Below are 14,416 nucleotides of genomic sequence, written 5' to 3'. Positions count from 1 at the left end.
ATGCCTGGCTCGACAACGCAAGGGACAGACGGTTGACCGTGGAAAATATATTTCCGAGCTTTCGATCTAGTGGCACTGCGGGCACAATGCGTACCTTTTTGGCTGGCCCTGCCGGAGACCCTGAAATGATCAAGACGCCGTACTACCTCATCGACAAGCAGAAGCTTTTGAGCAACATGCAGAAGATCGCCTACGTGCGCGAGCAGTCCGGCGCCAAGGCCCTGCTGGCCCTCAAGTGCTTCGCCACCTGGTCGGTATTCGACCTGATGCAGCAGTACATGGACGGCACCACCTCCTCGTCGCTCTACGAGCTCAAGCTCGGCCGGCAGAAGTTCGAAGGCGAGACCCACGCCTACAGCGTGGCCTGGGCCGACGACGAAATCGAGGAGATGCTCGCCAACTGCGACAAGATCATCTTCAACTCCATCAGCCAGCTGCAGCGCTTTGCCGACGCCAGCGCGGGCAAGGTGCGCGGCCTGCGGGTCAACCCCCAGGTCAGCAGTTCGGACTACCTGCTGGCCGACCCGGCGCGCCCGTTCAGCCGCCTGGGCGAGTGGGACCCGGCCAAGATCGAGCAGGTCATCGAGCAGATCTCCGGCTTCATGTTCCACAACAACTGCGAGAACGGCGACTTCGGCCTGTTCGACCAGATGCTGACCACCATCGAGGAACGCTTCGGCCACCTGCTGCACAAGGTCGAGTGGGTCAGCCTCGGCGGCGGCATCCACTTCACCGGCGAGGACTACGCCCTGGACGCCTTCTGTGCGCGCCTCAAGGCTTTCTCCCAGAAGTACGGCGTGCAGGTCTACCTGGAGCCGGGCGAAGCGGCGATCACCCAGAGCGCCTCCCTGGAAGTGACCGTGCTCGACACCCTGTACAACGGCAAGCACCTGGCCGTGGTGGACAGCTCCATCGAAGCCCACATGCTCGACCTGCTGATCTATCGCCTGAACGCCAAGCTGTCACCAAGCGCGGGCGAACATACCTACATGGTGTGCGGCAAGTCCTGCCTGGCCGGGGATATCTTCGGCGAATACCAATTTGATCGTCCGCTGGCCATCGGCGATCGACTGTCGTTCATTGATGCGGCGGGTTACACCATGGTCAAGAAAAACTGGTTCAACGGTCTGAAAATGCCGTCCATTGTCGTGAAACAACTCGATGGCAGCATCGAGGTGGTACGCGAGTTTGGTTTCGAAGACTACCTGTCCAGCCTTTCCTGAGCGGACAGGTCACGAGGAGAAGTAAATAAATTGAAGAAGAATGTTCTTATCATTGGTGCAGGAGGTGTCGCCAAGGTGGTGGCCCACAAGTGCGCGCAGCACAACGACGAACTCGGTCGTATTGCTATCGCGTCGCGCAACATCTCCAAATGCCAGGCCATCATCGACAGCGTCAAGGCCAAGGGCAGCCTCAAACGGCCCGCTGAAATAAAAGCCTATGCGCTCAACGCGCTGGACATCGAGGCAACCAAGGCGCTGATCCGCGAGACCGAGTCGCAGATCGTCATCAACGTCGGTTCCGCCTTCCTCAACATGTCGGTGCTGCGTGCCTGCATCGATACCGGTGTGGCCTACCTGGACACCGCGATCCACGAAGAACCGGGCAAGATCTGCGAGACCCCGCCCTGGTACGGCAACTACGAGTGGAAGCATCTCGAAGAGTGCCAGCAGAAGAACATCACCGCGATCCTCGGCGTCGGCTTCGACCCGGGCGTGGTCAACGCCTATGCGGCCCTGGCCCAGCAGGAACATTTCGACCGCATCGACTCGATCGACATTCTCGACGTCAATGCCGGTTCCCACGGCAAATATTTCGCCACCAATTTCGACCCGGAAATCAACTTCCGCGAATTCACCGGGCAGGTGTGGAGCTGGCAGGACAGCCAGTGGACCAGCAACACCATGTTCGAAGTCAAGCGTACCGACGACCTGCCTGTGGTCGGCTCGCAAAACCTGTACCTGACCGGCCACGATGAAGTGCACTCGCTGTCGAAGAACCTCGACGTGCCCAACGTGCGGTTCTGGATGAGCTTCGGCGAGCACTACATCAATGTGTTCACCGTGCTGCGCAACCTGGGCCTGCTCTCCGAGCAACCGGTGAAGACCGCCGAAGGCCTGGAAGTGGTGCCGCTCAAAGTGGTCAAGGCCGTGCTGCCTGACCCGGCCTCCCTGGCCCCGGGCTACACCGGCAAGACCTGCATCGGTGACCTGGTCAAGGGCAGCAAGAATGGCCAGCCGCGCGAAGTCTTCATCTACAACGTGGCCGACCACGAAGAAGCCTACGCCGAGACCGACAGCCAGGGCATTTCCTACACCGCCGGCGTACCGCCCGTGGCCGCCGCCCTGCTGGTGGCCCGTGGCGAGTGGGACGTGCAGCGCATGGCCAACGTCGAGGAACTGCCGGCCAAGCCGTTCCTCAAGGCGCTGGACCTGATGGGCCTGCCGACCCGCATCAAGGACGAACAGGGCGACCGCCCATGGGACGCCAAGGCTTGATGCACTAGCCACGACAGGAGGCGCCGATGCAGGCGCCTCCTGCCTGGATGAATGTTTCGTTTGTGCGTCGCTTTTGCGTTTCTGTGCGACAGATCCCACTTCAGGGGCTCCCGCCCTGCTCCTTCGCAGTGTTAGCTTGGCAAGGTTTCTGACTAACAGCTCAGATAATCCTTACCCCCTGCAAAGGAATGCCCTCCGCAATGGATTTTTCTCTCAAGCACCTGGCTGCGGCCACCCTGATGCTCGCCAGCCTGTCGTCCTACACCTCGATCGCCCAGGCCAACATTACCCCGCAACAAAGCGCGGCCATCCTCAAGACCTTCAATGACGCCACGGTCACGGATTTCCGCCAGTTCCTCGGCACCCTGGCCAAGAGCCCGCTGGCCAAGAGCGACCAGCTCGCCCCGACCATCGAGGCCTTCCTGGCCAACAAGACCCTGAACGCCGAACAGCAGAACGAGATCCACCGCCTGCTGGGCCTCTACGCCCGGATCAAGTACGGCAAGGCCGCCACCGAAACCCTGCGCGAGCTGGTGGCCATCCCCACCTTCAACATCGACGGCGTGCCGCAGTACAAGAACCCCGAGTTCCTCAAGATCGCCGCCAAGATCCAGGACCTGGCCAAGGCCTTCAACCTGAACTTTCGCAACATCGACAACCGGGTCTACGAGATCTCCCTGGAAGGCAGCGGCGATGAAGTCGTCGGCATCCACGCCCACGCCGACGTGGTACCGGTGACCCCGGAAAACTGGGTGCTCGAAGACGGCACCCGCCTCGACCCGTTCAAGGTCACCCTGATCGGCGACCGCATGTACGGCCGCGGCACCGAGGACGACAAGAACGGCATCGTGGTAGCGCTCTACGCGATGAAGATCATCAAGGAAGAGAAGCTGCCCCTGGCGCGCAACTTCAAGCTGCTGGTGGACACCACCGAGGAAACCAGCGGCGATGCCATTCCCTACTACTTCGAACACAACCCGACGCCCAACTACAACCTGGCGCTGGACGGCGGCTACCCGGTGGTGATCGCCGAGAAAGGCTACGGCACGGTGATGGCCAGCTTCGCCCGGCGCGCCGCCGAGGGCAAAGGGGCGGAGATCACCCACCTCACCGGTGGCCTGGCCACCAACCAGATCCCCTCGACCTCGGTAGCCACCCTGGTCACCGAGCAGCCCGCGGAACTGGCCGCCAGCCTGCAAAAGGCCGGCGCCGAATATGCCAAGCAGCACGGCGGCAACTTCCAGGTCGCGGCCAAGGTGGTGGGCAAGGATGTGCAACTGACGGTCACCGGCGTCTCGGCCCACTCCTCCGAGCCCGAGTCCGGGGTCAACCCGGTGGCGCGGATGCTGGACTTCATCAACAGCCAGGACGGCAAGATCGCCTTCAAGCACAACGCCTTCACCGATGGTGCCCGCTACGCCGCCGACAACTGGGGCCTGGACTACCTGGGCAACAAGCTGGGTATCGGCTTCTCCGACGACTTCATGGGGCCGCTGACTACCTCCCTGACCCAGGTCAGCGTGGATGACAAGACCTTCAAGCTGGCGGTCAACCTGCGGGTGCCCAAGGGCAAGACCCCGCAAGTGCTGAAGGGCGAAATCACCGACAAGCTGGCGGCCTGGAGCAAGAAGACCCAGGTAGCGGTGAACATCGACACCAAGATCGCCGAACCTATGTACCGCAACCCCGAGGGTGAATGGGTCAAGGCACTGCTGGCGGTGGCCAGCGAGAACCTGGGCATGGCGCACAAGTTCGGCACCTCCGCCGGCGCCACCTCGGTGCACGAGTTGCCCAACGGCGTGCAGTTCGGCCTGGCGCGGCCCGAGGTCAAGTACACCGGCCACACCGACAACGAGTTCAAGACCGTGGAGCAGTTCCTCCTGGACCTGCAGATCGTCACCGAGATGGTCGGCCGCATCGGCCAGTTGCCCAAGCTCTGACCGCCCTCACGGGCCCGCCACCCATGGCGGGCCCGTTCTCCCCTTCCTCCACGCCTCAGCGCGCCGCTGACGTCCAGTCGGGGTCGCTGACATCTCGCAGTACCCCGCCATACCCCTGGTAGAGGTTGCCCTCGGGCAGCAACTGCGCCGTGGCCAGTTGCCGGTGCAGGCCGCCCAGGTGGTAGAACGGCACACGCACATAGAGGTGATGCTCGATGTGGTAGTGGATGGCGTGGGGGCCGAACAGGAAGGTCTGCACGCTGGGCCGCACGATGCTGCGGGCGTTGCGGCTCTGGTCGGCGGCAGCCGGCAGGCCGGCATGCTCCATGATGGCTCGCACCCGGCCCAGCAAGGGCAGCAGGGTAATCGCCGGCAACAGCCACAACCCCAGGTACAGCCAGGGGTGGCCGCTCCAGGCCAGCAGGCCGAACAGCAGGCCGTTGCTGACCAGCATGGACAGCACTTCCGCCAGGGCCTGGCGCGGCGACTTGTCGACCCGGGGCATGATCGCGCGGTAGTCACCCCGGGCGAACCTCAAGGCACTGATGAAGTAGCCCGCCCCGCACAGGTCCGCCAGCAGGCGCAGGGCCAGCTTGCCCCGGGGCAAGGGGTAATCCCCCAGGCCGAAGACCGCCACCACCGGGTCGTCATGCTCCATCGGATGCAGGTGATGCTTGAGGTGGCCGGCGCGGTAGGTGCAGAGGGACAGGAACAGCGGGCCGGCGGCCAGCCACTGGCCCAGCCGATCATTGGCTTTCTGCCCGCGCAGCAGCAGGCCGTGGGCGCTCTCGTGCATCAGCACCGCCAGCGCCAACTGGCTGCGGGCGATCAGCAGCGCGGCCAGCAGGTAGATGACGGGGTGCGGCCAGAGCGCGGCGCAGGCGAATGCGGCGGCGATCAGCCCCCAGTCGGCCAGCAGCGCCAGGCCACCGATCCAGGGCTTGAGCAGGAACAGCCCGGCGTCGGGGGCAAAGGCACGCAGGGCCCGATTCTCTCCGGCACGGGGTTCAGGCTGGGACACGGGCAGGGTTTCCTTGTCGTTGGGTGGCCAGGGCACAGGCCAGGGCCAGGAACAGGCCGCCCGCCACATCGATCAGCGTGTGCTGCTTGAGGGTCAGGGTCGAGAGGCAGATCAGCAGGCCGATGACAGCGCTCAGCTCTTTGCAAGGGCGGCGCCAGAGCGCGCGACAGGCCAGGCAGGTCACTGCCACATGCAGGCTGGGAAAACCGTTGCAGGCCAGGTCCAGCTGCCACATCCGGCCCAGCCGCTGTTGCAGGAAGCCATTGTCGAGGGCGGCGATATCCGGCCTCGGCACATATTCGGGGAACAGCCAGAAGCACAGCAGCCCAACGGCGAAGGCCACGCCGGTGGCGTTGCGCAGGGCCCTGAAGCCCTCCTGGCTGGCATAGGCCGCCGCCAGCAGCACAAAGGGAAAGAACAGCACATAGACGAACCAGGACTGGGCGATAAAGGGGATCAGCTCATCCAATGGCGTGACCCAGTTGTAGCGCGGCGTCACCAGGCGCTGCAGCCCCATGAACGCGCCCAGCCCCAACAGCAGGGCGAACACCGCAGCCAGGGCCTGCCGAAGGTTGGCGGCGGCTATCAGGCGCTGCAAGGTGCCGGTCATGGCTGCTGGCCCGGTGCGGGCATGGAGCGGTGACGACTCACGGCCGCGCCCTCACAAGCCGAGCAAGCGGCCGGCCCAGGCATCGATCCGTGCCTGGGCCCGCTGGTTGCCCGAGATCACGTCGGGCGCTGGCGCCGCCGCGCTCAACTGCCGCGCCGCCTCGGCCACCTGACGGCGAAAATCGGCAGGGTCGCCGCGCCAGGTCACCACCCGGTGCAGCAACTGCAATTGCCGGGCCCGGGCGGCGTTGCTGGTCTGTTCCGGCTGGTCGCTCACCACCAGGATGATCGGCCGCTGGTAGACCCGGGCGATGGACAGCGCCGCCATGCCCGGTGCCGAGACCAGGAGTTGCGCCCGGGCAGCGCGGCTGGCCCAGAGCGGATCGACCTGCAGCCAGCCACTGCGCCCGGCATACCCCTCGCCCACGCGGTGAGCGTCCAGGCCCGCATCCTCCAGGCCACGGCTCAAGGCATCGGCCAGGTCGGGCTCACGAAAATGCGGGTTGAGGTACACCGCGGCGCCCACGGCGGCCTGTTCCGGCAAGGCTTCGGCCAGGGCCACCGGGGTCGGCAGGCGATACAGTGCCGGGGCCTGGGAATCGTCGACTTCATAGGCGAAATCGTGCTCGATGCGCGCCCGCGCCGTATCGATCTGGCGCCCGACAATCCAGCCGAACAGGCGCCCGAACTGGCGCGGCCACATGCCGGCAAAGTTGTTCAGCAGCGCCACCTTGAGGCTGGCCCCGTACACGTGCACCACCTGGCGCCGCCAGCCCGGGAGCATGCCCATGTAGAGCAGCGCCGGGTGGAAGGAATCGTTGATCACCAGGTCCACGCCGCGCAGCCGGCGCCGCAGTTGGAGGATGTCCCGCAGCATGCGCCCGGGGCGGAACAGGTAGTGGGCGACATTGCGGTTGGTGGCCTGGCGCAGCATGTTCTGCTGGCTGTCGAACTGCACCGCGTAATGCAGCGAGAGAATCTGCGCCGCAATGCCGAAGCGCTGCAGGAAGTCCTGCCCCTGCTGCGAGGTGGTCAGCACCTCGACCTCGGCCCCGGCCGCACGCAAGGCATGTACCAGCAGTTGGGCGCGCATCAGGTGCCCGCGGGCATCGGCGGTCGCCAGGTAAAGAATCCGTGCACTCATCGCCCCACTCGGCCCCGACCACCGAGCAGCCAGCCGGCACCATACATCGCCAGGGCACCGGTCACGCCAAAGCTCGCATCGACGCGGCGAATGTCCTTGAGCAGGCGCGCCAGATGGCCCGCCTCATGGGGCGCCACGATGCGCCGCAGGGTGTTCTCGCACAAGCGCACGTGGGCTTTCTCGTCGGCCAGCACCCGCGCCAGCAACGGATACAAGCCATGCCCGGCATCCAGCACCGCACAATGGCGGGTCAATACCCGCTCGGCCATCTGCTCGGCACACAACCCGGTGGCGTAGGCCGGCACCAGCAGGCCCTGTTCGAAATGCCCCGCATAACGACGGGCCAGGCGCTGCCAGCGCTGGATCTTGCGCCGGCTCAGCCAGTCCGGCTCCAGGCGGGCTTGAGCGTCGTCGCCCCGCTCGCGCAGGGCCTCGGCAAACAGGGTCACGTGGCGCTGCTCATCGGCCAGGTGCTGTGCTACCTGCCGTTCGAGCCAGGGTGGCGACTGCGGCAACAACTCATCGAGCAACGCACGCTCGGTGGCGTCTTCACCAGCCAGGTACATGCGCAACAGCAGGCGTTCGCCTCGCGGGCTGCGGTGCAGGCGCAACAAGGCGGCGCGTTTGATGCGGTCCACCAGCCGCGCCTGCAGCGCCCCCAGGCCCTGGGGCCGGGGCATGCTCAGGCAGTCGAAGTTGGCCTCGCCGGCAACCGCTTGCCCCGCATTCATTGCACGGACTGCGCGGCGCTGGCGGTGGCCGTCCTGGCCCCGTGCGAATGGCGCTGCCAGGCCAGGATCAGGCCGATAAAGCTGTCACGCATGAAGGCCGTGCCGCTGGCCGCAGCGCCGGGAAAGCTCTCCTCCTGGCCGTTATAGCGCAGGTAACCCTGGCCGTTGACCGCACCCAGCTCCAGGCTGTCGCCCTTGTTCAAGCCCCGCTGACGCACCTCCCTGAGCAACGGGCTGTCCTCCAGCGCAAAGACAAACAGCTGGCGCTGTACCACCCACAGCGGGATCTGCCCGCTCAGGGCCTGCAGGTCGAGGTTCCAGGTGCCCTGCTGCAGCACCTGCTCCAGCGCTTCGCTGCCCGGCTGCCTGGTACTGAAGCTGGCACGCATCAGCGACTTCGACACTCGGCCGACGCCCAGGCCGATGGTGATATCGCCCGCTGTCGGGTGCTGCGCATCGCTGGGGCGCACCACCACGAAATAACTGGCCAGGCGCGCCGCGATCGACGGCTGGGCCAATACGTTGCGCGCCTGTTCGGGGCTGAACAGCACGCGCTCACGGGTGCCTTCACGGACGCTGATCTGATAGGGATCGAGGCTGATGTCACGGAACTTGCCACGCACCGGTGCGTGCACATAGGTATCGGATTTCCACACCTTGCCCGAACGGCGCAGCAGCACCTGCAGGCTCAGGGGTACACGCTGGCCGTCGCTGGCGATGCCGCTGCCGTGCAGCAGAATGTCGCCGATCACGGTCTTGCTGTCGTGGTTGCTGTCGGCGTCGATGACGATGGCATGGGTTTGCCGGTCGACACTGGCCCGCGCATCACTCACGTCCAGGGCGATGCGGTTGCAGTCGAGGTTGCTGGAGGCGAACGTGGCGCAGCCACTGTCCGAAGCGAAGTGGTACACCCCGCGACCGGCGAACTCGCTGGGAGCGGCCTGGGCCTGGGCACCGAGTGCCAGCAAGGCCAGGCACGCCAGGGAACGGCCGAATGAGGCAAGAGAAGGGTTCTGCATGGGGACTTCCTCTGGGCACGCGAACGGCGTGCGACGATACGGCGCGACGCGGATCAATCCAGGTTGCGGTGGTAGGACAACGCTTCACTGTGCCGGGCACTGGAGCGGCCGATGGACAGCCCGCAGCCACGCACCACGGCGCCGGCAGTGTCGAGCAACGAGATGGCAGTGACCATGGCCATGGCCCCCAGGCGCCGGGCTCCGTGCAGGGGCGGCAGGTCCTGGTGGTTGAGGGCCCGCAGGCTGTAGCCCAGGCGCCCGACCATCACGCACAAAGGCCCCAGCGGCCCACTGCGCCCGAGCCATTGCAGCCAGCCCGGCATGTAGGCGCGCACCAGGTACGGGGTCAGGCCGACGCTGTCGCCGCCCCTGAGCCAGCGCAGCTTGAACACCTCGCCCTGGCTGTCGGGCAGCCGGTGCTCGGTGTGTGCCGCCGGCGCATAGGCCACCGCCACCCCCGCCGCTTGCAGGCGCAGGCCCATGACCTGGCAATGGGCACGATAGATGCCAGCCAGGGGTTCGTAGCGATACTGCTCGAAGGTGGCACAGCGAAAAGCCACGTTGTTGGCGTAGAAGTTACGCGTGGCGCCGTGGCGCAAGGGGCTGGGGAAATACATGAAGTCGATGGCGGTCAGCGCGCTGCCGGCGACGCTCGGCGCGTAGCTGGTGCGCCCGGCCACCGCCACGGGCGCCTCGGGTTGCACAAAGGGCAGCAGCAATTCTTCCAGCCAATGGGCATCGGGCAGGCAGTCGGCATCGGCGAATACCACGTACTGGCAGCGCGCCTGGTCGACGCCATCGAAACCGACATTCTTGGCATCGTAGTAACCGGTGCCGGCATCGATCTCGATGAACTCCAGCGCACAGCCGGCCAGGCTGCACAGCGCCTGGCGCGCCTCAAGGTCGAGGCCGTCATGGGTGATGATCCACTGGGCAAAAGCCTGGGGCGCCAGACTTTGCAGGGCCAGCCGGGCAATCAGCCGCTGGAGGCTGCTCAAGGCTTCGCCTGCATTCTTGCCGCCGCGCAGATTGTTGGTTTCCAACACCAGTGCGGTCTGGGCAGCAATCCCTTGCAGGCGCGTGGACAGGTCATCGCCGGGAGGCAACTGCGACATCCTGGCTGTCGTTTCTTGGCTATCCATTTCGCAGTGTCTCTGAAAAAAGCAGGGCCGCCCGGGGGCGTGACGGGCGCAATCACAGCATTATTCCGGGGATTATTCAAACACCGGCTGCGCCGGTTGTGATGCCCCGCGCAATCGCTTCTGGCCACCCATGTCATCCGCCAGGTAAGCCGCTCCCTGGCATCGCTGCAACGATTGGGGCTCTGACGGCAGAACTCGCTCCCCCCTAGAAGCGCGCCGCCAGCTGCTGATACAGCGCCATGGGCAAGCTGATTCCTTCTATTTGCGCCCGGGCCCAGGCCTGCTGCTTGGCCTGCCCCGGAGGGTGAACCCCCAGGGTGGCCAGGCGCTGCATCTGCCGCGCCAGTCGAGCCTCGAACTGCTCGTCGAGCAGGTGCGGGGCGATGGCGATCACCAGCAGGCCCGAACCCGGCGATTGTGCGCCGCTTCGAAAATCGGGCGCATCCAGCGACCAGTTGCCCCCGGCGACACCGCCGGCGAGCACTTCGACCAGCAAGGCGATGTTGGCCCCGCGACTGCCGCCGAACGCCAGCAAGGCACCGTGCATGGCCTCCCGGGCACTCAGGGTGGCTGCGCCCTGGGCATCCACTGCCCAGCCTTCGGGGATCGCCTCCCCGGCCTCGGCCGCCTTGAGGAGGTTGACGAAGGCCGTGGCGCTGCTGGCCTGGTCGATCAGCAGCAGGCGCCCGTCGCCGCAGGGAGCGGCGAAGGCCAGGGGGTTGGTGGAATAAATCGGCTGGCGCTGGCCGGCCACGGTCAACAGCGCCGGGCCGTTGCAAAACGCCAATGCCACCAGGCCTTCGGCGGCCAGGCGCCGGGTGTAGTAGCCCAGCTCGCCACAGGTAAACCCGTTGTGCAGGGCAAACAGGCTGATTCCCAACTGCCGGGCGCTGTCACACACAGCGCCAAAGGCCTGATCGAACCCCAGTTGCGCAATGCCCGCGCGCGCATCGCAACGGATCATCGCCGGGGCTACCTGGGTGATCAGTGGCTTGGCCAAGCCCGCTATGCGCCCGCTGGCAAACCCGTGCAGGTAATCGGCCAGATGCTCGAAACCCACACTGGCCAGGCCATGACCCTGGGCCGATACCGTGGCCTCGGCCAGAGCCTGGGCCACTTCCTGGCTGCTGCCCGCCTGCAGGCAGCAGCGCCGGGCAAGATCCCTGGCCTCTGCCAGCGACAGACACTTGAACGCTGCACTCTCTTGCATCGATTGCTCCCTGACGCTGCTGCACAACCGCCCTGACCACCGGGCCCGGGGCTGCGGGTCATTCCACCAGGCGTGGCGCCCCCACGTTGGCGGCTTGTTTATCCAGGCCGAACGAGCCGAGTATCTCGGCAATTTCGCCAGAAGCATGCAAGGCCTGGATGTTTTCATTGAGCGCCTCACTCAGCGCCGTATTGGCCTTGGTGTGGGGAAAACTGGTCTGCCCCGGCTCCAGGGTAGCCTTAACCCGCGGGTCGGGCTCCGAGACCTTGATGCTCATGCCCCGGTAGGCACCCTTCTGCTGCGAAGCCACACCCACCGCAAAGCTGTCGATGCCCAGCGCAATCCGCTTGGCCGCCAGGTCCTGGGCCATGGCCACCGGGTTGGGGTAGAGCACCAGATTGTCGCCAAAGGCCTTTTTCAAGTCGTCGACCCACAGGTAACCCTGCACCGTGCCGATGCGCTGGCCTTCGAGCTCGGAAATTTTCGAATAGCCCTCGCTGGAAATGATCCCCATCACGTCCAGGTACAGCGGCGCGGTCAGACCCAGGACCTTGCTGCGCTCGGCGGTACGGTACCAGTCGCCGATGCCGACGTCGGCCCGCCGTGCGATCACCGACTGGACCACCGCCGCCGGGTCCACCACTGTCAGCTTGATATCCAGGCACTCCCTGGCAGCGATGCGCTTGATGATTTCACCATCGACCCCGCTCAACTGGTTGCCCGGCCCGGGAATCGAGTACGGCGGGAAGACCCAGGCCGCGACGCTCAACACCCCAGGAGTCAGGGTTTCAAACGAGTGGGCCGGCTTGCAGTCGGCCAGAGCCTGGGGGGCACCGAGCAGCACCGAACCTCCCACCAGGGAGGAACAAAGGAACGCCCAACGAACAATGCGTTTGAATGAACGGATCATGGCTTCACCTGTGCATGGGTTGCATTAAGAGAATGGCAGCCGAAAGACGGCTCGAGCAGGTCATGCGTGCTGGCTGGGGGCCAGTTTTTTCTCCAGCGCCGCCACACCCAGGGTCGCGGGCGCACACACAGCGGCATACATCAGGCCGGCCAGGGTCAGCACCGGCATGTACTCGAAGGTGGATGAACCGATGGCCGAGGCGCGGCTGACGATCTCCGGGAGCGCGATGGTGAAACACAACGACGCGGCCTGGAACATCATGATCGAGAACCCCAGCAACGACGGCAGAGCCACCCGCAACGCCTGGGGCAAGATGATGAAGCGCAGTGCATCGAAGCGGTTCAGGCCGATCACCTCGGCCGCCTCGTTCTGCCCCTGGGCCACCGCCTCGATGCCGCCACGGATGATCTCGCTGGTGTAGGCCGCAGTGCAGTAGGCCAGCGCCAGGGCTGCCGCCCAGAAAGAACTCAGGGTCAGGCCCGCCGAAGGCAGGCCGAAATAGAAGTACTGCAACAGGATCAACGCCGGCGCGCCACGCCCCAGCTCGACAATCAGCAACGAGGGGTAGCGCACTGCCCGGCGGGGCGCCGACACACCCAGCGCCAGCAACAACCCAAGGACCACCCCCAGTGCCAGGCTGGCGGCGGTGACCTGAATTGACAGCACAAAGCCCTTCCACAGCTCGGGAAACCAGGCCAGCCACATCGTCAGGATCTCGTTCATCGGGCAATCCTCTGCTTCAGGGTGGCCGACAGCCAGCGCGAGAACAGCGCCACCGGTACGCTGAGAATCAGGTAGACCAGCGCCGCCACGCTGTACACCTCCAGCCCTTGAAAGGTTTGCTGGGACATCTGGTACGCCTGGAAGCTGACGTCACCGACACCGATGGTCGAGGCCACGGCCGAGTCCTTGAGCAAGCCAATGGCATAGGTGGCCGAGGTGGGAATGGCGATGCGCACCAGTTGCGGCAGCATCACATCGAAAAAGCGCTGGGGCGCCGACAGATTGAGCACCTGCGCCGCCTCGTACTGCCCCTGGGGGATCGCCGCAAAGGCACCGCGATATACCTCCGACATATGCGCCGCGGTGATCAGCCCCAGGCCCAGCACCGCGGCAGCGAACGGCGACAAGGCGATGTAGCCGCCTCCGATGCCGAAGAAGATGAAGAACAGCCAGACGATGGGCGGTATCGAACGCAGGGTCAGCACCAGGATCGCCGCCAGCCAGCGACACAGCTTCAGGTTCGACAGACGCAGGGCACAGAGTGGAAAGCCCAGCACCACGCCGATGCAGAAAGCGCCCAGGGTCACGCTCAGGGTCCAGGGCACGCCGCGCAACAGGACCAGCAGAATATCCGCCATCAGCGATTCCTCACGGCCTGGAGAAACTGCGCCACCCGCGCGTGCTGCGGCTCGCGCATCACCTGGGCGCTGGGCCCCTGCTCGATGATCCGCCCTTCGGCCATCACCACCACCCGGTCGGACACCGTCTCGGCAAAGTGCATCTCGTGGGTCACCACCAGCATCGACATGCCCTCGCGCGCCAGCTCCTTCATCACCGCCAGCACTTCCAGGCCCAGCTCGGGGTCCAGGGCCGAGGTCGGCTCATCGAACAGCATCAGCTCCGGATCCAGCGCCAGGGCCCGGGCGATGGCGATGCGTTGCTGCTGGCCGCCGGAGCAGCACGCCGGATAGGCGTTGGCCTTGTCCGCGAGCCCCACCCGGTCCAGCAACTGCAAAGAGCGGGCGTCAGCTTCCTCGGCGCTGCGGCCGAGGGTGCGGACCTGCGCCAGGCTGACGTTGCGCAGCACCGTAAGGTGCGGAAACAGGTTGAACGACTGGAACACCATGCCGATGCGCCGGCGCAGATTGAGCAGCTCGCTCCGGGGCAGCGGGCGCCCGGCTTCGATAGCCACCCCGCCCATGCTGACCCGCCCCCGGGTCGCGGGCTCCAGTTGGTTGATGCAACGCAGCAAGGTGCTTTTACCCGAGCCGCTGGGGCCGATGATCGCCACCACCTCACCCTTGGCCATCTCGAAACACACGTCGTGCAATACGGGGTAAGGCCCGAATTGCTTATGGATCGCCTCCAGTCGCAGGAAAGGTTCGGCGCTGGGTACCGGGGGCGGTGCCAGGGGGCTGGCGTTTTCGATCACGGTCATGCTGCTCATTGTTTTTCTCCGGACAGGGTAG

The 14,416-nt window shown here is 65.5% G+C and carries 14 protein-coding genes; 3 read left to right on the top strand and 11 right to left on the bottom strand.

Annotation, left to right across the window (positions count from 1 at the left end; translation table 11 throughout):
- Positions 1–125 precede the first annotated feature (125 nt).
- The 3 genes from M2395_RS02895 to M2395_RS02885 all read left to right on the top strand — a co-directional run bounded on the left by M2395_RS02895 (position 126) and on the right by M2395_RS02885 (position 4,438).
- Complete coding sequence (locus tag M2395_RS02895; RefSeq protein WP_011061817.1) at positions 126–1,223, top strand: carboxynorspermidine decarboxylase; 1,098 nt, start codon at positions 126–128, stop codon at positions 1,221–1,223.
- Positions 1,224–1,253: 30 nt separating this feature from the next.
- Complete coding sequence (locus tag M2395_RS02890) at positions 1,254–2,498, top strand: saccharopine dehydrogenase family protein (RefSeq protein ID WP_123430580.1); 1,245 nt, start codon at positions 1,254–1,256, stop codon at positions 2,496–2,498.
- Positions 2,499–2,698: 200 nt separating this feature from the next.
- On the top strand, positions 2,699–4,438 hold the full coding sequence (locus M2395_RS02885) for a dipeptidase (protein WP_123430579.1): 1,740 nt from the start codon (positions 2,699–2,701) through the stop codon (positions 4,436–4,438).
- A gap of 55 nt (positions 4,439–4,493) precedes the next feature.
- Here the strand turns inward: M2395_RS02885 and M2395_RS02880 are convergent, their stop codons facing one another.
- The 11 genes from M2395_RS02880 to M2395_RS02830 form a co-directional block, all read right to left on the bottom strand.
- The gene (locus M2395_RS02880; RefSeq protein ID WP_123430578.1) at positions 4,494–5,459 is read right to left on the bottom strand and encodes a fatty acid desaturase family protein; all 966 of its coding nucleotides are present in this window, start codon (positions 5,457–5,459) and stop codon (positions 4,494–4,496) included.
- A complete protein-coding gene (locus M2395_RS02875; protein ID WP_123430577.1) occupies positions 5,446–6,069 on the bottom strand; it encodes a phosphatase PAP2 family protein in 624 nt (207 codons plus the stop codon). The genes M2395_RS02880 and M2395_RS02875 overlap by 14 nt, the downstream gene beginning before the upstream one ends.
- Positions 6,070–6,120: 51 nt before the next feature.
- The gene (locus M2395_RS02870) at positions 6,121–7,212 is read right to left on the bottom strand and encodes a hypothetical protein (RefSeq protein WP_123430576.1); all 1,092 of its coding nucleotides are present in this window, start codon (positions 7,210–7,212) and stop codon (positions 6,121–6,123) included.
- Positions 7,209–7,943, bottom strand: a complete 735-nt coding sequence (locus tag M2395_RS02865; protein ID WP_053159182.1) for a diiron oxygenase — start codon at positions 7,941–7,943, stop codon at positions 7,209–7,211. The genes M2395_RS02870 and M2395_RS02865 overlap by 4 nt, the downstream gene beginning before the upstream one ends.
- A complete protein-coding gene (locus M2395_RS02860) occupies positions 7,940–8,962 on the bottom strand; it encodes a hypothetical protein (RefSeq protein ID WP_123430575.1) in 1,023 nt (340 codons plus the stop codon). The genes M2395_RS02865 and M2395_RS02860 overlap by 4 nt, the downstream gene beginning before the upstream one ends.
- 53 nt (positions 8,963–9,015) lie before the next feature.
- A complete protein-coding gene (locus tag M2395_RS02855) occupies positions 9,016–10,077 on the bottom strand; it encodes a glycosyltransferase family 2 protein (protein ID WP_123430574.1) in 1,062 nt (353 codons plus the stop codon).
- Between the two features lie 232 nt (positions 10,078–10,309).
- Positions 10,310–11,314, bottom strand: a complete 1,005-nt coding sequence (locus tag M2395_RS02850; protein ID WP_123430573.1) for an Ldh family oxidoreductase — start codon at positions 11,312–11,314, stop codon at positions 10,310–10,312.
- Between the two features lie 58 nt (positions 11,315–11,372).
- Positions 11,373–12,224, bottom strand: a complete 852-nt coding sequence (locus tag M2395_RS02845) for an ABC transporter substrate-binding protein (protein WP_103407363.1) — start codon at positions 12,222–12,224, stop codon at positions 11,373–11,375.
- Positions 12,225–12,284: 60 nt separating this feature from the next.
- Positions 12,285–12,947 carry an amino acid ABC transporter permease gene (locus M2395_RS02840; RefSeq protein WP_015636003.1) on the bottom strand — a complete coding sequence of 221 codons (663 nt, stop codon included), beginning with the start codon at positions 12,945–12,947 and terminating at the stop codon, positions 12,285–12,287.
- Positions 12,944–13,585: an amino acid ABC transporter permease gene (locus M2395_RS02835; protein WP_011061829.1), complete on the bottom strand. Its 642-nt coding sequence runs from the start codon at positions 13,583–13,585 to the stop codon at positions 12,944–12,946. Before M2395_RS02835 ends, M2395_RS02840 begins: the two co-directional genes overlap by 4 nt.
- Positions 13,585–14,394, bottom strand: coding sequence for an amino acid ABC transporter ATP-binding protein (locus M2395_RS02830; RefSeq protein ID WP_123430572.1), 810 nt, complete (start codon positions 14,392–14,394; stop codon positions 13,585–13,587). Before M2395_RS02830 ends, M2395_RS02835 begins: the two co-directional genes overlap by 1 nt.
- Positions 14,395–14,416 lie beyond the last annotated feature (22 nt).

This window comes from Pseudomonas sp. BIGb0176 (assembly GCF_024810175.1).
Classification (GTDB): domain Bacteria; phylum Pseudomonadota; class Gammaproteobacteria; order Pseudomonadales; family Pseudomonadaceae; genus Aquipseudomonas; species Aquipseudomonas protegens.
This window is presented reverse-complemented; position numbering and strand designations above follow the sequence as displayed.